Origin of the sequence: Microbacterium limosum (assembly GCF_036324365.1) — a bacterium.
In the GTDB taxonomy this organism is placed as follows: domain Bacteria; phylum Actinomycetota; class Actinomycetes; order Actinomycetales; family Microbacteriaceae; genus Microbacterium; species Microbacterium limosum.
This window is the reverse complement of the sequence record NZ_CP137080.1, coordinates 1,659,809-1,676,289: the sequence shown is the minus strand read 5'-3', so window position 1 is coordinate 1,676,289 and position 16,481 is coordinate 1,659,809. Positions and strand designations below refer to the sequence as shown.

The following is a 16,481-nucleotide window of genomic DNA, read 5'->3' as shown; positions in this document are numbered from 1 at the left end:
ACGTCAGTCGGAGTAGGGGACCGGCCAGCGGGGGTCCGGCACCGGCCAGCCGGCGTCGCGCAGGGCGCGCCGTGCCAGCTCCCGTGCGGAGTACGGCGTGCGCACGCCTCGGATGTCGCGGTAGTCCTGGTGTCCCGGACCCGCCCAGAGGATGGCGTCGCCCTCACCGGCCATCGCGACGGCGGCGACGATCGCGCTCTCGGGAGGCGAGTGCTCGTGGATCTCGGCGTCGGGTCGTGCCGCGCGGGCCCCCTCGATGAGAGCGGCGCGGATCGAGTCGGGATCCTCGAAGCGGGGGTGATGGTCGGTGACGATGAGGATGTCGCTGCCCAGGGCGGCGGTGCGACCCATGTCGGCGCGCTTCGTGGTGTCGCGGTCGCCGTCGGCCCCGAAGAGCATCAGCACGCGTCCGGGGGTGACGCGCCGCACGGCGGCGAGCGTCTTCTCGAAGGCATCCGGGGAGTGGCCGAAATCGACGTAGACGGCGGGGCCCCGGTCGCCGGAGACCCGCTCGGTCCGCCCCGGCAGGTAGGCGCGCACGCCGCCGTCGCGATCGAGCGCCTGCACGATGCGGTCCCACGCGTAGCCCGCCTCGTGCAGCATGACGATCGCCAGGCCGGCGTTCGCCGCCATGTGCGGACCGATGACGGGTACGACCGTGGTCAGCGATCCGCCCAGCCCTTTCAGCGTGAAGCGCGTGCCGGCCTGCGTCTCGTCGTGGATCGTCACGGTCCAGTCCGCGGCCGCCGCGGCATCCGGATCGGTCGCGATGGCCGGCGTGCCGATCGTTGTGACGGGCACCCCGGCGGCGCGGACGACCTCGGCGCCCGCCGGGGAGTCCAGCGCGACGACGGCCCGGCGCGACCGGTCCGGCTGGAACAGGGGGAGCTTGGCCTCGAGGTACTCCCGCATGTCGGCGTAGTCGTCGAGGTGGTCGTGAGTGAGGTTCGTGAAGGCCGCGACGTCGAAGACGAGCCCGTCGACCCTGTGGCGGCTCAGCGCCTGCGCGCTGACCTCGACGGCGACCGCTTCGACGTCGCGCTCGCGCATGAGCGCGAGGAGGGCGTGGAACTCGGATGCCTCGGGAGTCGTGAGGCGCGAGACGATGACCTCGCCCGCGATGTGACGCTCGGCCGTCGAGCTGAGGCCGGTGACGACGTCGAGCTGTTCGAGGATGCCCGCCAGGAGGTGCGACGTGCTCGTCTTGCCGTTGGTGCCGGTCGTCGCCAGCAGCAGGGGGAGCGCGTCCGACGGACCGGTGCCGTACACCCAGGCCGAGAGGGCGCCGAGTCGTGCACGGGGATGGTCGACGACCACGAGGGGGACGCCGCAGTCCGCCGCGATCTCCGCGCCCTCGGCATCGGTCACGATGGCGACGGCGCCCTTCGCGACGGCGTCGCGCGCGAGCTCCGCGCCGTGGCGGTTCACGCCGCGAATCGCCACGAAGGCCTCGCCCGGACGCAGATCCGCCGTCGCGAGCGTGATGCCCGACACGGTCGTGCTCCCGGCGTCGCCGCGGAGCTCGGCATCGATCACGTCGGCGAGGTCGGCGAGTCGCCGCGCGGGCGGGTGAGCGGGCCGCAGCACCGGCGGGAGGGCGGGCGTCACGGGGGAGTCAGAGGGGCTCGGCATAGCCCACCCATTCAACCAGACACCCGCGGGAGGGGCGGGAGGCGCCGGCGGCGTCGTGCGCGCGCCGGCGCCTCCGGGATATCAGGCGCGCCGACGAAGGGCGAGCAGGGCCACGACGAGGGCTGCGGCCCCCAGGACGAGGCCGGAGGTCGCCAGGACGACGGGCAGGACCGCGGACTCCGGCGAGGCGGTCGTCGCGGCGGCATCCGCACTCTCGCCCTCCTCGTGGGCGGCATCGCCAGAGCCGAGAACGTGGCCGCCCGCCTCGCTCGCCTCGCCGACGGCCACGGTGGGCGCGGGCGCGTCGAGGTCGTGCGGGTCCTGACCCTCTTCGGGGATCTCGCTCCAGGAGGTGTTGCCGACCTCGCACACCTGGTTGACCGGGAAGGCCAGCGTCCGACCTGCGGCATCCTGGGCGTACTGCACGCCGAGGTCGACGGTGGCTCGCAAGCCGTCGGCGACGGGTACGGCGGCGGTGTACACGATGCGTGAGACGGGGCCGTTCTCCCCGTCCCGCTCGAGGGCGACGTCCCAGCCAGGCTCGATGGTCGGGGTCACCGAGGCGAGGCCATCGGGGATCTCGATCTCGAGGGCGGTGGTGGGGGACCCGTCGCATCCGTGACTGAAGGCGAACGTGAGCACGCCGTAGGCGCCGGCGGCGGCGTCGGCGTCGGGGGTCGCCGTGACGTGGGCCTGCGCGGCCGCGGGCGCAGCGAGCACGAGGCCCGCGGCGATGGCCGAGCCGGCGACGAGGCGTCCCGCGCGGAAGCGTCGGCGTGCGGGAGCGGGGGTCTGGATGTGATCGTTCATGGGTTCTCTCTTCTCGGCACCCGCGGCGATCGCCGTCTGCGGTGCACTCCTGTGGGGCGCGGGGACGGAGGTCCCGGCGCGGGTCACGCGACGCGGAGGTCGCCGGGAGAAGAGGGCGGGCCGCGCAGGGGCGCGGCGATGAGGTACCGGGGCGGGAGTCGCCGGAGGACGGGAGCGACCGGGGCGAGCCGGGCACGCACCGCGGGCGCGGGCGTCGACCAGGTTGCACGCTCGGCGTGCCGGCGCACCCAGCGGGCGATCGCGACGAGGGCGGACTCGCCCCGCGCGAGCACGGCGAAGGCGACGAGAGCGGCGGCGAGATGGGCGACCCACATCGCGGCATCCGGTGCCGACGATGCCAGTGGTGCCGACGTGTGCGCGGCGGCGACGAGGTTCAGGTCCGGGACGCCGTGCACATGGCCGCCCGCAGACGGCACCCGCGCTCCGCCCGCGACGGCGAAAACCGTGTGGAGCGCGGCCTGCGTGAGCACGACCGATGCGGCCAGGCCCCACGGTCGCCGCCGGCGACCCACCAGGATCGTGGCGAGGGGCCAGCCGAGCGCCGCGACCGCGAGCAGGATCGCCGCGTCGGGTGCGGAGCCGCCCCCGATCGTGTGGGAGACCGCACCCAGGAGGACGGCGACGACCGTCGCGCCCGCGCCTCGCGCGGCGCGCAGCGAACGTGCGGTCACTGGGCCTCCCCGGTCGTCTCCTGACTCAAACCTACCGTCCGGCGCGCAGCTCCCGGCCGGTGCAAAGGAAGCCCGGAGTAGCGTGTGGGTGTGACCGCGCTCGCCTTCGTCATCGGCATCCTCATCATGATCGTGGGGCTCGCCGTGTCGATCGCCCTGCACGAGATCGGGCACCTCGTCCCCGCAAAGCGCTTCGGCGTCCGCGTCGGGCAGTACATGATCGGATTCGGGCCCACGCTGTTCTCGCGTCGCCGTGGCGAGACCGAGTACGGCGTGAAGGCGCTCCCGATCGGCGGCTACATCTCGATGGCGGGCATGTACCCGCCCCCGCCCGAGGAACGCGACGCCGCGGCATCCGGCCCCCGATCGGGTCGGGCTGGCGGCGGGTTCTTCGCGACGATGGTGCAGGACGCGCGAGCCGCGAACGCCGACACGATGGTGGATGCCGACGACGATCGGGTGTTCTGGCGCCTCCCGGTCTGGAAGCGCATCGTCATCATGCTCGGCGGGCCGCTGATGAACCTGGTGCTCGCGATCGTGCTGTTCGCGATCCTCTTCACGGGCATCGGCGTACAGCAGGCCTCCACCACGATCGCCTCGATCAGCGAGTGCGTCGCGCCCGCCGGATCGACCCAGACGGAGTGCTCCGCCTCCGATCCGGCGGCCCCCGCCGCCGAGGCGGGACTGCGACCGGGCGATCGGATCCTCGCGATCGACGGCTCGCCGGTCGCGAGCTTCGACGAGGCCTCCGCGATCATCCGCGACAGCCCGGACCGGCAGCTGACCTTCACGATCGAGCGCGACGGGCGGCAGAGCGCGGTCGCGGTCACGCCGATGCTCGCCGAGCGACCCGCAACGGATGCCGCGGGCGAGGCGACCACCGAGGCCGTGGGCTTCGTGGGCTTCTCGCCCACCGCCGAGTACGTCAGGCAGCCCATCTGGACGGGTCCCGAGGCGGCGATCGAGAACGTCGGTGCCGTCGCGGGCGTCATCGTGCAGCTGCCGGTCAAGCTCACCGACACGGCGATATCGCTCTTCACGGGATCCGAACGAGACCCCGACGGCCCGCTCTCGGTCGTCGGCGTGGGGCGCCTCGCGGGCGAGGTGGCCGCCATCGACGCCCCCGTGCTCAACCGCGTCGCCGGCATCCTCGGCCTGCTCGCGTCGCTGAACATCGCGCTGTTCGTCTTCAACCTGATCCCGCTGCTGCCGCTGGATGGCGGACACGTCGTCGTGGCGCTGTGGGACGGGATCAAGCGGGCGTGGGCGAAGCTGTTCCGGCGTCCGCCGCCTGGTCCCGTGGATGCGACGAAGCTCGTGCCGGTCACGTTCGTCGTCGTGGTGCTGCTCATCGGGATGGGAGCCGTGCTGATCCTCGCCGACCTCGTCAACCCGATCCAGCTGCTCTAGCCTCCCTGCGGCCCTCAGCGGCGCGCGGGGGCGAGGGCGTCGGCGACGAGCCTCTCGAGCGTGCGGATTCCGTCGCGCGAGAGGATCGACTCGAGGTGACCCTGGACGCTGGCGTATCCCGGCCCCCGGAGGGCGTAGACGTCGCCGGAGTCGGGATCGGCCGAGACCTCGGTGTCCCCGATCCGGTCGGTGCCGGGTGCGACGCGGGCCGTGAAGGTGTTGTAGAAGCCGATCGAGACGCGCTCGCCGAAGACATCCACCCGCAGCTGCACGCCCTGGTGCGGACGGGTGAGGGGCGCGAGCGGGATGCCGAGCCGGTCTGCGAGCACCTGGTGGCTGAGGCAGACGGCCAGGAGCGGCGCTCCGCTGTCGAGGCGACGCGCGACCACCTGGCGAAGGCGTGCGATCCGGTGCGTCGCGACGTCGAGCGGGTCTCCTGGGCCGGGGCCGGTCACGAGCAGCTCGGCCTCGTCGACGTCGGCGTCCGTCAGCTCGTCCCACGGGACGATGCGGGCGTCGAGCCCGAGGTGGCGGAGCTGATGCGCGAGCATCGTCGTGAAGCGGTCTTCGACGTCGACGACGACGGCCGAGCGGCCGGAGAAGGGACCCGTTTCATCCGGGTCCTGCGGCTCGAGCCAGAACGGGGCGAGGCGCTCGTTGCGCGAGCGCAGCAGCGCGGCGATCTCCGGGTCGTCTCCGAGCAGGCGACGGCTCGCGGTCGGCGCATCGGCGTCGACCTCTACATCGCGGGGGATCGCGCCGATCGCCCCGAGCACGCCCGCGGCCTTGCCGTGCGTCTCGCCGACCTCGCCGTACGGGTCCGAGTGGCGAACCAGCGTGGCGCCGACCGGCACGCGCAGGGCGCCGTCCTTCAGATACGCCGTGCGGATGAGGATGGGCGCGTCGAGGTCGTGCGACACCGCGGCATCCGGCGCCGCCGGGGTGAACAGCGCCGCGACGCCGGAGTAGTACCCGCGCGCGGTCCTCTCGTGCCGACGGATGACGGCGCAGGCGTTCTGCATGGGGGAGCCGGTCACGGTCGGGGCGAACATCGTCTCGCGGAGGATGTCGCGCGGGTCGAGCGTGCTGAGGCCGCGCAGCATGTATTCCGTGTGGGTGAGGCGTGACATCTCCTTGAGATGCGGGCCGGTGATGCGGCCGCCGTCGGAGCACACCGCGCTCATCATCTTCAGCTCCTCGTCGACCACCATGAAGAGCTCCTCGGTCTCCTTGGTGTTCTCGAGGAATGCGCGAAGCCCCTCGGGCGTCGCGCCGCCCTTCGGGTGACGGAAGGTGCCCGAGATCGGGTTCATCGTGACCACGCCGCCCTGGGCGCTGACGTGCGCCTCGGGGCTCGCTCCGACGGCGGCGTGTCCGGGCGTGATGACGGCGAACGTCCAGTACGCGCCCCGCTCCTGCTGGATCAGCGCACGGAACCACGTCAGCGCGCTCTCGCGCGGATCCGCGTCGACGCGCGCGGTGAAGTCGCGACGGATGACGAAGTTCGCGCCCTCGCCGCGCCCGATCTCGTCGGCGATGACCTCGCGCACGATCGCGGCGTAGTCCTCGTCGCTCACATCGAACCCCGCGTCGTGGAGCGTCACCGGCGCATCGGGCAGCAGACGCATCGCCTCGTCGCGGGGGAGGGTGCCCCGCTCGGACACGATGACGCAGCGCAGCGGTGCATCGTCGTCGTGGCAGTCGAACCCGCGCTCGCGCACCTGCCGGTAGGGGACGAGCGCCAGCACCTCCTGGGCGGAGCCGTCCTGGGCGTGCAGCGGGATCTCGGCGAGGGTTTCCACGTCGAGCACGGTGCCCGTGAGCACCTCGACGTCGGCGCCGTCGCGAGCGATCAGGATGAGGGGGCGATCGGACTCGGGCTCGCGCAGCCGGGCGAGGAGCGCGCTGCCGTCGGCGGCGGGCGGGGTGCGATGGCCGGTCATCGTTGGGTCCTTCGGCTCGGCCCGGTGGGGCGGTCGCTCACACGAAAAGACCGCCCTCGGGCGGTCAGGTTTCGTGGGAACGCGAACACACCGCCTAGATGGCGGGCCAGGAGGCACGGTTCGCGGACATTCCGTCACGATAGCATGCGCTCGAACCGCGTCCCGCCCTAGCTTCGGCCATGAGCGACGGCGAACTGCGCAGGGTGGTGCTGAGTCTGCTGTTCGTCCTGATCTGGGCGTTCTCGGGCGGCATGGACGGCGGCATCGAAGGCTTCTGGCCGGTCTGGCCGATCGCCGGCATCGCCATCGGGGTCGTCTTCGCGGGCGTCGCCGCCTTCGGATCGGGCGGCGGCGCGCCGACGGAGAGCCGCATCCGGAGCGAGATGAAGCGGCTCTCGGACTGAGTCGCGATCGGCCGCGGCGCCTCGTCACCACGTAGGCTGAAGAGGTGCCAGCCGTGAACATCGGGATGCCGAAGGTCCCCCACACCCTCGCCCCGCGTCGCAAGAGCCGTCAGATCAAGGTCGGGAAGGTCCTCGTCGGGGGCGACGCACCCGTGAGCGTGCAGTCGATGACGACGACGCCCACGACGAACATCAACGCGACGCTCCAGCAGATCGCCGAGCTCACCGCTTCCGGCTGCGAGATCGTGCGCGTCGCGGTGCCATCGCAGGACGACGCCGACGTCCTCCACATCATCGCCGCGAAGAGCCAGATCCCCGTCATCGCCGACATCCACTTTCAGCCCAAGTACGTCTTCCAGGCGATCGACGCGGGGTGCGCGGCCGTGCGGGTCAACCCCGGCAACATCCGCAAGTTCGACGATCAGGTGGGTGCCATCGCCGCCGCTGCCAAGGCTGCGGGGGTTTCGCTGCGTATCGGTGTGAACGCGGGATCGCTCGACCCGCGCCTGCTCGAGAAGTACGGCAAGGCGACGCCCGAGGCCCTCGCCGAGAGCGCGCGCTGGGAGGCGTCGCTGTTCGAGGAGCACGACTTCCACGACTTCAAGATCTCCGTGAAGCACAACGACCCCGTCATCATGGTGCAGGCCTATCGCCTGCTCGCGCAGATGGGCGACTGGCCGCTGCACTTGGGCGTGACCGAGGCCGGCCCCGCGTTCCAGGGCACCATCAAATCCGCGACGGCCTTCGGCATCCTGCTCGGCGAGGGGATCGGCGACACGATCCGCGTCTCGCTGTCCGCCCCGCCGGCCGAGGAGGTCAAGGTCGGACACCAGATACTGCAGTCCCTGAACCTGCGGGAGCGCAAGCTCGAGATCGTCTCGTGCCCCTCATGCGGGCGCGCCCAGGTGGACGTCTATTCGCTCGCCGACAGCGTCACCGAGGGCCTGAAGGATATGACCGTGCCCCTGCGCGTCGCCGTCATGGGTTGCGTCGTCAACGGGCCCGGTGAAGCGCGCGAGGCGGATCTCGGCGTCGCCTCGGGCAACGGCAAGGGGCAGATCTTCGTCAAGGGTCAGGTCATCAAGACCGTCCCAGAGGCCGACATCGTCGCGACGCTCATCGAAGAGGCGAACCGCATCGCCGACGAGATGGGCCCGAACGCGGCCCCCGGAACCGCGCAGGTGATCACCGCCTGAGCGGACGTCACCCCTCGTCGATGCGTGCGAGGGTCGAAAGCGGGATGCCGGTCCATCCCGGCCGGTTGCGCTTCTCGTAGACGACCTCGTACACCGTCTTGTCGGCGACATAGGCGTCGAGCAGCACGCGCCGCTCCTCCTCGCGCCCGTCATCCCACGGGTGCCCGCCGCCCTCGTCCGGCGCCACCTCCGATGCGAGTGCGGCGACATAGCCGTCGATGAAGTGGCGGCGCGCGCGGCTCGCCCACTCCGCGGCCCGCTCCGCGCGGAGGGTCCGTTCGGCCTCGTCGGGGATGCGGCCGGAGCCGGCCAGCGACATCTCGACCACGCCGGGCGCGTAGTCGAACGAGCGCAGCATGCCCGCGACATCCCGCCACGGCGAGTCGGGCCACGACCGCTCGTGGAACGGCCGGCCGGGCTCGCCCTCGAAGTCGACGATGCGCCAGCCGCGCGAGGTCCGCAGCGTCTGACCGAGGTGAAGGTCGCCGTGGACGCGCTGCACGTCCAGTCCGTCCAGGGTCGCCACCGCCGCGTAGGCGTCGCGGAGCCGCGGCGCGAAGGCCTCGATCTCCGGTGCCACCCGCAGCGCCCGATCGAGCCGTTCGGTCATGGCCCGGGCCAGCTCGGCGCTGGCCTCCGGTCCGCGCCGCTCGGCGGGGAACCGCTCTCGCATGAGGGCGTGGACCGCGGCGAGGGCCTCGCCCAGGCGCGCCGCCTCCCCGGCGAAGTCGCCGCCGGAGTCGTCGGGCTCCTGCTCGAGGTCGGCCAGCAGGGTTCGGACGCTCGCCAGGGCGAGCTCGAACCCGTCGGTCGCCGTGCGCAGGAACTCCTGCAGCATCGCCAGCTGGAGCAGCTCGCCGTCGACGGTGGTCTCGATCCATCCGTACAGCGCCGCGACGTATTCCGACTCGCCGCGCGTGAGCTCCTCGTGGATCTCGATGTCGGGGTTCACGCCCGGGCTGAGCTTGCGGAAGATCTTCATCATCGCGGTCTCGTCGAAGCGCACCGACGAGTTCGACTGCTCGCCGGTCATCGGCGAGGGTCGCAGGTCGGCGTCGACGTGCTCGCCCGGCAGGCGGCGGAAGCGCAGCCCGCCGACCTCGGCGTGTCCGGCGTCCTCCGCGGCCACGAACCCGTCGAGCCACAGGGCCATGGCGTCACGGTCGTGGACCGCGTCGTAGACGTGGCGTACGTGCCCGTCCGCCTCGAGCGCACCCACGTAGGCGTGACTGATCCGCTCCTCGAGGTCGTCGTAGCCGGCCAGCGGCACCTGGTAGAGCTCGGTGCCGCCCGCCTCGTCGGCGTACTCGACGGTCACGAGGTACACCGTGACGTGCGGTCGATCCTGGTCGCCGGACAGGTCGGCCAGCACGCGCGCCCGCGTCACGGCGAAGGGGCGCCCCTTGCCGCCGAACCAGCGCGTACGCACCAGGTAGCCCTCGATCAGGGCGTGGTCTATCGAGGTCACAGCAACCCCACCTCCTCGGATTCGTTCGCCGGTTCGTGCAGCTGGAACCAGTAGAAACCGTGGCCGCCCAGCGTCAACAGGTAGGGCAGCTCCCCGATCCGCGGGAAGGGGGCTCCACCGATCAGCTCGACGGGCACCATGCCCTCGAAACGACGCATGTCCAGCTCCACCGGCTGGGGGAACTGGGAGAGATTGTTCACGCACACGATCACATCGACGGTGCCGTCCTCGTTCGTGTGCTCGCGGGAGTACGACAGCACCGACGGATTCGAGCCGCCCAGGTCGTTGAAGCTGCCGAGCCCGAAAGCCGGGTGGCGCTTGCGCGCCTGGATCATCTGGCGCGTCCAGTGCAGGAGCGACGAGCGGTCCTCCTGCTGAGCCTCGACGTTGACCGCGAGGTATCCGTACACCGGGTCCTGCACGATGGGTCGGTCGAGCTTGCCCGGATTCGCGGTCGAGAACCCTGCGTTGCGGTCGGAGGTCCACTGCATCGGGGTGCGGACGCCGTCGCGGTCGCCGAGCCAGATGTTGTCGCCCATGCCGATCTCGTCGCCGTAGTACAGCACGGGCGAGCCGGGCAGCGACAGCAGCAGTGCGGTGAAAAGCTCGATGCGGTCGATGTCATTGTCGAGCAGGGGAGCGAGGCGACGACGGATGCCGATGTTGGCCTTCATCCGCGGATCCTGCGCGTACTCGTTCCACATGTAGTCGCGGTCCTCGTCCGTGACCATCTCGAGCGTGAGCTCGTCGTGGTTGCGGAGGAAGATCCCCCACTGGCAGCCGGAGGGGATCGAGGGCGTCTCGGCGAGGATCTCGCTGATCGGGAACCGGGACTCCCGGCGGACCGCCATGAAGATGCGCGGCATGACGGGGAAGTGGAAGCACATGTGGCACTCGTCGCCCCCGACATCCGCGTCGCCGAAGTAGTCGACGACGTCGGCCGGCCACTGGTTCGCCTCGGCCAGCAGGACGCGGCTCGGGTACTCGGCGTCGACGATCCGGCGCACCTTCTTCAGGAACTCGTGCGTCTCGGGCAGGTTCTCGCCGTTCGTGCCCGGCCGCTCGTAGAGATACGGCACGGCATCCAGCCGGAATCCGTCCAGCCCCATGTCGAGCCAGAAGCGCATCGCGTCGATCATCGCCTCGTGCACCTTCGGGTTGTCGAAGTTGAGGTCGGGCTGGTGCGAGAAGAACCGGTGCCAGTAGTACTGCTTGCGCACCGGGTCCCACGTCCAGTTGCTCGGCTCGGTGTCGACGAAGATGATTCGGGCGTCCTGGTACAGCTCGTCGGTGTCGCTCCAGACGTAGAAGTCGCCGAAGGGGCCGTCCGGGTCGTTGCGGCTGGCCTGGAACCACGGATGCTCGTCGCTCGTGTGGTTCATCACGAAGTCGATGATCACGCGGATGTCGCGGGCGTGCGCCGCGTCGAGGAACTCCTGGAAATCGGCGGTCGTGCCGAGCTCGGGGAGCACCCCCGTATAGTCCGCCACGTCGTACCCGTCGTCGCGCAGCGGCGAAGGGAAGAACGGCGGCACCCACAGGCAGTCGACACCGAGCCACTTCAGGTAGTCGAGCTTGTCGATCAGGCCGCGGAAGTCGCCCGTGCCGTCGCCGTCGCCGTCCTTGAACGATCGGACGAGCACTTCGTAGAACACCGCCGTCTTGAACCACTCCGGCTCGGGGCTGCCCGGGGTGTCCGGGAACGGCTCCTGCGTCAGGATCGGGATCGAGGCCGTGTACGGGGCGGGCTCTGCGGTCATGCGTTCGTCCTCACCTTCAGGGGCGGTCGTCGCTGGTCCTCGACCTCACGGGGCGGCGGGCGGGAAGCGCACCACATCTCTAACCTGTCACAGGCTCCCGCGCAGGGCGATCATCCGGCAGCGGCTTGCGCGGACGGCGCCCGGAGGGGTATGGCCGGGGTGGGTCGAGGGCTCGCGCACGCCGGTGCGGCCGCGGCATCCTGTGCCGTCGCGAACGGCCGACACCGGAAGGATGCACATCGCGCGCAATATGCAGAATATTGTGGGACGACCAGGCAACCACCCGCCGCGAACGACAGGGACGACATGGCCATCAACGACTTCGAGCGCTACCCGCTGACCTTCGGGCCGAGCCCGATCCACCACCTCCCGCGGCTGACGCAGCACTTGGGCGGCGCGCAGATCTGGGCGAAGCGCGAAGACGTCAACAGCGGGCTCGCGTTCGGAGGCAACAAGGTCCGGAAGCTCGAGTACCTCGTCCCCGAGGCGCTCGCTCAGGGCGCCGATACGTTGGTCTCGATCGGCGGCTACCAGTCGAACCACACCCGCCAGGTGGCCGCGGTAGCCGCCAAGCTCGGCCTCAAGGCCCGTCTGGTGCAGGAGAACTGGGTGGAGTGGCCCGATCCGCTGAGCGACCGCGTCGGGAACATCCAGCTCTCCCGCATCATGGGCGCGAAGGTGACGCTGGATGCCGCGGGTTTCGACATCGGCATCCGCTCCAGCTGGCAGCAGGCGATCGACGAGGTCGAGGCCGAAGGCGGCAAGCCCTACGCGATCCCCGCCGGCGCGTCCGACCACCGGCTCGGTGGTCTGGGTTTCGCGAACTGGGCCTACGAGGTCGAGCAGCAGGAGCGGGAGCTCGGAGTCTTCTTCGACACGATCATCGTGTGCACCGTCACCGGATCGACGCACGCGGGGATGATCGCGGGCTTCGCGGGGCAGGAACGTCCCCGCAGGGTCATCGGCATCGACGCCTCCGCGACCATCGAGAAGACGCGTGCGCAGGTCGAGCGGATCGCGCGCAACACCGCCGAGCTCATCGGCCTCGGCCGCGAACTCCGCGACGACGAGATCACGATCCTCGAGGGCTGGGCGGGCGATCTCTACGGCATCCCCGTCGCATCGACCCTCGATGCGATCCGCCTCGGCGGCTCGCTCGAGGGGATGATCACCGACCCCGTCTACGAGGGCAAGTCGCTCGCCGGCCTCATCGACCTCGTGTCGTCTCGAGACATCCCGGCCACGAGCAACGTGCTCTACGCGCACCTGGGAGGCCAGCCGGCGCTCAACGCGTACAGCGGCCTGTTCCGTTAGACCACCGCGGCGGCGTCGGCGACGCTCGGCTGTCACGAAACGCTCCATCCGGATCCCGCGGCGAGCGGTTCGTGACAGGCGAGCGGGGCGGAGCGAGCCGTTCGTGACAGGGGAGCGGGGCGGCCACGACCGGCGCAGGGGAGCGAGCGGGCGCGGATGCCGCGGGCCGCAGCATCCCGCGAACTAAGCTTGACGATCGTGGTCACCCGTCTCTCGCACTACTTCCTCCGCACGCTCCGAGAGGATCCCTCCGACGCCGAGGTCACGAGCCATCGCCTGCTCGTGCGCGCCGGCTACATCCGCCGCCAGGCACCGGGCGTCTTCGCCTGGCTGCCGCTGGGCCTGAAGGTCAAGGCGAAGATCGAGGCCGTCGTCCGTGAGGAGATGGCGAACGCGGGCGCGTACGAGGTGCACTTCCCGGCGCTGCTGCCGCGCGAGCCCTACGAGCAGACCGGTCGCTGGGAGGAGTACGGCGACGCGCTCTTCCGCCTGCAGGACCGCAAGGGTGCCGACTACCTGCTCGCGCCGACCCACGAGGAGGTCTTCACGCTGCTCGTGAAGGACCTCTACTCGTCCTACAAGGACCTGCCCCTGACGATCTATCAGATCCAGGACAAGTACCGCGACGAGGCGCGCCCCCGCGCCGGCCTCCTGCGCGGGCGCGAGTTCACGATGAAGGACGCCTACTCCTTCGACTACACCGATGCCGGTCTCGACGCGAGCTACCAGGCGCAGCGCGAGGCCTACGAGCGCATCTTCACGCGCCTGGGCCTCGAGTACGTCATCGTGCAGGCGGATGCCGGGGCCATGGGAGGCTCCCGCAGCGAGGAGTTCCTGCACCCCACGCCCGTCGGCGAGGACACGTTCGTGCGCTCCGACGGCGGCTACGCGGCGAACGTCGAGGCGTTCACGACCGTCGCGCCCGAGCCGATCCCGTTCGACGGGCTCCCCGAGCCCGTGATCTACGACTCTCCCGACACCCCGACGATCGCGACGCTGGTCGCCCACGCGAACGCGCACCTCGACGCCCCGGCGGAGGGGGAGTGGACGGCCGCGCACACGCTCAAGAACGTCGTGCTCGCCCTGACGCACCTCGACGGCACGCGCGAGCTCGTCGTGGTGGGTCTGCCCGGCGACCGCGACGTCGACGACAAGCGCGTCGAGGTCGCGTTCGCGCCCGCGGCCGTCGAGGCCGCCACCGAGGCCGACTTCGAGCGGCACCCGCTGCTGGTGAAGGGCTACATCGGGCCCTGGACGCCGACCGGTCCGCTGCTCGGCGAGGAGTCGGCCACCGGCATCCGCTACGTGCTCGATCCGCGCGTCGTCGACGGGACGTCCTGGATCACCGGAGCGAACGCCCACGAGAAGCACGTGCACTCTCTCGTGGCCGGGCGCGACTTCGCCGCCGACGGATTCGTCGAGGTCGCCACGGTGCGTGAGGGCGATCCGGCCCCCGACGGCTCGGGCCCCGTGCACCTCGCGCGCGGCATGGAGATCGGCCACGTCTTTCAGCTCGGCCGCAAGTACGCCGAGGCGCTGGGGCTGAAGGTGCTCGACGAGAACGGCAAGCTCGTCACCGTCACGATGGGCTCGTACGGCATCGGCGTGACCCGCATCCTGGCGATCATCGCGGAGCTCAACAACGACGACAAGGGCCTGATCTGGCCCGCATCCATCGCGCCGTTCGACGTCCACGTCGTCGCGACCGGTCGGGATGCGGTGGCCTTCGAGCTCGCCGCCTCGGTCGCCGACCGGCTCGAAGCGGCCGGTCTCGACGTGCTCTACGACGACCGCGCGAAGGTGTCGCCGGGTGTGAAGTTCGGCGACGCCGAGCTGATCGGCGTTCCGCGCATCCTCATCGTCGGCCGCGGTGCCGCCGACGGCGAGGTCGAGCTCTGGGATCGCCGCACCGGCGACCGCCGGAGCCTGCCGGTGGCCGACGCCGTCGCCGAACTGTCCTCCTGACGTGCTCGCCCGGCGCGCCCTGTCGGCGCGCGCTCAAGGACGCGACCTAACATGACGCGGATGAACCCGCCACGCGCCCGTGTCGTGCCGCTGCCGCGGCGCGGTGCCCTGCGGCGGCTCGTGGAACGTGCGCCGGCGTGGGTGGGCGTCGTCGTCGGCACGGCGCTGGTGCTCCTCGGCATCTTCATCGTGATGAGACCGCTCACCTCGCTGTGGGTGCTCGCGGTCTACGTCGGGGTGAGTGCCATCGCGTCGGGGGTCATCGAGCTCGTCTCCCCGCGCGACATCCCCCGAGCATGGAACACGATCGCGTCGAGCGTGTGGATCGTGGGAGGCGCGGTCATCCTCGTCTTCCTCGGCGGCAGCCTCGATCTGCTGCCCGACGTGATCGCGATCCTGCTCGTCGTCGCGGGGCTCGCTGCCGCCGGGGGCGTGTTCCGCGGACGCGTCAGCGAACGGGTCCTCGCCGCCGCGTCGGGCGCCGCGCAGGTCGCGTTCGGAGTGCTCGCCCTGGCCTGGCCCGATGTGACGCTCCTCGTCGTCGCGGTGGTGTTCGGTGTGCGCACGGTCATCTTCGGAGCGTCGCTCGCCCTGCGCGCCGCCCGCCGGGTGCGCGGGCGGTCGGAGCGCATCGGACAGGGTCCGTCCTCGCGCCGCGCACGGATCTGGGGGGATGTCGCGCGCTTCGGCCTGTCCCTGGTTCTGCTGGCGACCGCGGCCGGGTCCTGGGGAGTGAGCACCTGGTTGCAGGAGGGTGCGCCGGTCGTCGACGCCTTCTACGATGCGCCCGACGAACCCCCGAGCGCGCCCGGAACGCTGCTGCGTGACGACGCCTACACGGGCCGCATTCCGCCGGGGGCGGAGGTCCGGCGCATCCTCTACTCCACGACGGACTCGTTCGGACGCCGTGCGCTCGCCAGCGGGATGGTGATCTATCCGGCCGACCGCCCGCCCCGGGCCCTGCCCGTCGTGATCTGGAATCACGGGACGACGGGGGTCGCGCGCGGGTGCGCGCCGAGCCTGATGGACAGCTACGCCACGCGATGGGCGATCCCGAGCGTCAACGAGGCGATCGAACGGGGATGGGCCGTCGTCGCCTCCGACTACACCGGGCAGGGCGCCGAGGGCGTCTTCCCCTACCTCATCGGCGAGGGCGAGGCCCGCTCCTCTCTGGACGCCGTGCGCGCCGCGGATCAGATCGAGGGCCTCTGGCTCGGCGACGAAGTCGCGGTGTGGGGGCACTCCCAGGGGGGACACGCCGCCCTGTGGACCACACAGCTGGCGCCGGAGTACGCGCCCGAGTTCGACGTCGTCGGCACGGTCGCGCTCTCACCCGCCGCGGATCCGCTCGCACTCGCGCAGCAGCTGGGACGCTCGCAGGATCAGGCGATGCTGTCGGTCCTGATCTCCTGGGTGCTCGTGCCGTACGCCGACACCTACCCCGATGTCGACGTCGACGACTACGTCGCGCCGGGCGGCCGCGCCCTGGTGCGGGAGATGACCCAGCGATGTCCGACGGAGCCCGGCGTGATCGTGTCGGTGCTCGCGGCGCTCGGGGTGTCCGCGGACCGGCCGCTCTACGACGGGGATCTCACGACGGGGGCGCTCGGGGAGCGGCTTGCCCAGAACGCCGCGACCGGTCCGTGGGACTCGCCCGTCCTGATCGCCTGGGGGGAACAGGACGAGGTCATCCCCGCGGCGCTGTACGAGCAGTTCGTCGCCGAGCGGTGCGCCGAGGGGGCGGCCCTCCAGATCCGCCGCCTGGGCGGCGAGGACCACACCGGCGTCATGCTCCCCGGATCGCCGCTGCTTCAGAGCATGATCACGTGGACGCAGGCGCGCTTCGAGGGCATCCCCGTCACGGCCGACGACTGCGGCTGAGCGGTC

12 protein-coding genes are annotated in these 16,481 nt (G+C 71.2%); 6 read left to right on the top strand and 6 right to left on the bottom strand.

The window, feature by feature from the left end:
- Positions 1-3 precede the first annotated feature (3 nt).
- The 3 genes from RYJ27_RS08125 to RYJ27_RS08115 form a co-directional block, all read right to left on the bottom strand.
- A complete protein-coding gene (locus RYJ27_RS08125; protein ID WP_330169827.1) occupies positions 4-1,632 on the bottom strand; it encodes a Mur ligase family protein in 1,629 nt (542 codons plus the stop codon).
- Between the two features lie 81 nt (positions 1,633-1,713).
- Positions 1,714-2,442: a DUF1775 domain-containing protein gene (locus RYJ27_RS08120; protein ID WP_330169826.1), complete on the bottom strand. Its 729-nt coding sequence runs from the start codon at positions 2,440-2,442 to the stop codon at positions 1,714-1,716.
- Positions 2,443-2,525: 83 nt separating this feature from the next.
- On the bottom strand, positions 2,526-3,134 hold the full coding sequence (locus tag RYJ27_RS08115; RefSeq protein WP_330169825.1) for a hypothetical protein: 609 nt from the start codon (positions 3,132-3,134) through the stop codon (positions 2,526-2,528).
- Positions 3,135-3,224: 90 nt separating this feature from the next.
- Between RYJ27_RS08115 and RYJ27_RS08110 the strand changes: the two genes are divergently transcribed.
- Positions 3,225-4,544, top strand: a complete 1,320-nt coding sequence (locus RYJ27_RS08110) for a M50 family metallopeptidase (protein WP_330169824.1) — start codon at positions 3,225-3,227, stop codon at positions 4,542-4,544.
- A 14-nt stretch (positions 4,545-4,558) separates the two neighbouring features.
- Here the strand turns inward: RYJ27_RS08110 and RYJ27_RS08105 are convergent, their stop codons facing one another.
- Positions 4,559-6,487: an anthranilate synthase family protein gene (locus tag RYJ27_RS08105; protein WP_330169823.1), complete on the bottom strand. Its 1,929-nt coding sequence runs from the start codon at positions 6,485-6,487 to the stop codon at positions 4,559-4,561.
- Positions 6,488-6,666: 179 nt separating this feature from the next.
- Here RYJ27_RS08105 and RYJ27_RS08100 point away from each other — a divergent pair, with 179 nt between their 5' ends.
- Both RYJ27_RS08100 and ispG read left to right on the top strand, forming a co-directional pair.
- The gene (locus tag RYJ27_RS08100; RefSeq protein WP_330169822.1) at positions 6,667-6,891 is read left to right on the top strand and encodes a hypothetical protein; all 225 of its coding nucleotides are present in this window, start codon (positions 6,667-6,669) and stop codon (positions 6,889-6,891) included.
- A gap of 65 nt (positions 6,892-6,956) precedes the next feature.
- The gene (gene ispG / locus RYJ27_RS08095; RefSeq protein WP_330172022.1) at positions 6,957-8,087 is read left to right on the top strand and encodes a flavodoxin-dependent (E)-4-hydroxy-3-methylbut-2-enyl-diphosphate synthase; all 1,131 of its coding nucleotides are present in this window, start codon (positions 6,957-6,959) and stop codon (positions 8,085-8,087) included.
- 7 nt (positions 8,088-8,094) lie between these two features.
- Here ispG and RYJ27_RS08090 read toward each other — a convergent pair whose 3' ends face one another.
- Complete coding sequence (locus RYJ27_RS08090; protein WP_330169821.1) at positions 8,095-9,555, bottom strand: maltokinase N-terminal cap-like domain-containing protein; 1,461 nt, start codon at positions 9,553-9,555, stop codon at positions 8,095-8,097.
- A complete protein-coding gene (treS, locus tag RYJ27_RS08085; RefSeq protein ID WP_330169820.1) occupies positions 9,552-11,315 on the bottom strand; it encodes a maltose alpha-D-glucosyltransferase in 1,764 nt (587 codons plus the stop codon). Before treS ends, RYJ27_RS08090 begins: the two co-directional genes overlap by 4 nt.
- A gap of 306 nt (positions 11,316-11,621) precedes the next feature.
- Here treS and RYJ27_RS08080 point away from each other — a divergent pair, with 306 nt between their 5' ends.
- From RYJ27_RS08080 to RYJ27_RS08070, 3 genes are all read left to right on the top strand, one after another.
- Entirely contained in the window at positions 11,622-12,629 is a 1,008-nt protein-coding gene (locus RYJ27_RS08080; RefSeq protein ID WP_330169819.1) for a 1-aminocyclopropane-1-carboxylate deaminase, read from the top strand.
- A 198-nt stretch (positions 12,630-12,827) separates the two neighbouring features.
- Positions 12,828-14,594 (top strand): proline--tRNA ligase, encoded by a 1,767-nt coding sequence (locus RYJ27_RS08075; protein WP_330169818.1) that lies wholly within the window; start codon positions 12,828-12,830, stop codon positions 14,592-14,594.
- Between the two features lie 60 nt (positions 14,595-14,654).
- Complete coding sequence (locus RYJ27_RS08070; protein WP_330169817.1) at positions 14,655-16,475, top strand: lipase family protein; 1,821 nt, start codon at positions 14,655-14,657, stop codon at positions 16,473-16,475.
- Positions 16,476-16,481 lie beyond the last annotated feature (6 nt).

Coding starts and splice junctions, on each gene's coding strand:
- RYJ27_RS08120 (WP_330169826.1), bottom strand. CDS start 2,442: ATGAACGATCACATCCAGACCCCCGCTCCCGCACGCCGACGCTTCCGC.
- RYJ27_RS08125 (WP_330169827.1), bottom strand. CDS start 1,632: ATGCCGAGCCCCTCTGACTCCCCCGTGACGCCCGCCCTCCCGCCGGTG.
- treS (WP_330169820.1), bottom strand. CDS start 11,315: ATGACCGCAGAGCCCGCCCCGTACACGGCCTCGATCCCGATCCTGACG.
- RYJ27_RS08080 (WP_330169819.1), top strand. CDS start 11,622: ATGGCCATCAACGACTTCGAGCGCTACCCGCTGACCTTCGGGCCGAGC.
- RYJ27_RS08100 (WP_330169822.1), top strand. CDS start 6,667: ATGAGCGACGGCGAACTGCGCAGGGTGGTGCTGAGTCTGCTGTTCGTC.
- RYJ27_RS08105 (WP_330169823.1), bottom strand. CDS start 6,487: ATGACCGGCCATCGCACCCCGCCCGCCGCCGACGGCAGCGCGCTCCTC.
- ispG (WP_330172022.1), top strand. CDS start 6,957: ATGCCGAAGGTCCCCCACACCCTCGCCCCGCGTCGCAAGAGCCGTCAG.
- RYJ27_RS08070 (WP_330169817.1), top strand. CDS start 14,655: ATGAACCCGCCACGCGCCCGTGTCGTGCCGCTGCCGCGGCGCGGTGCC.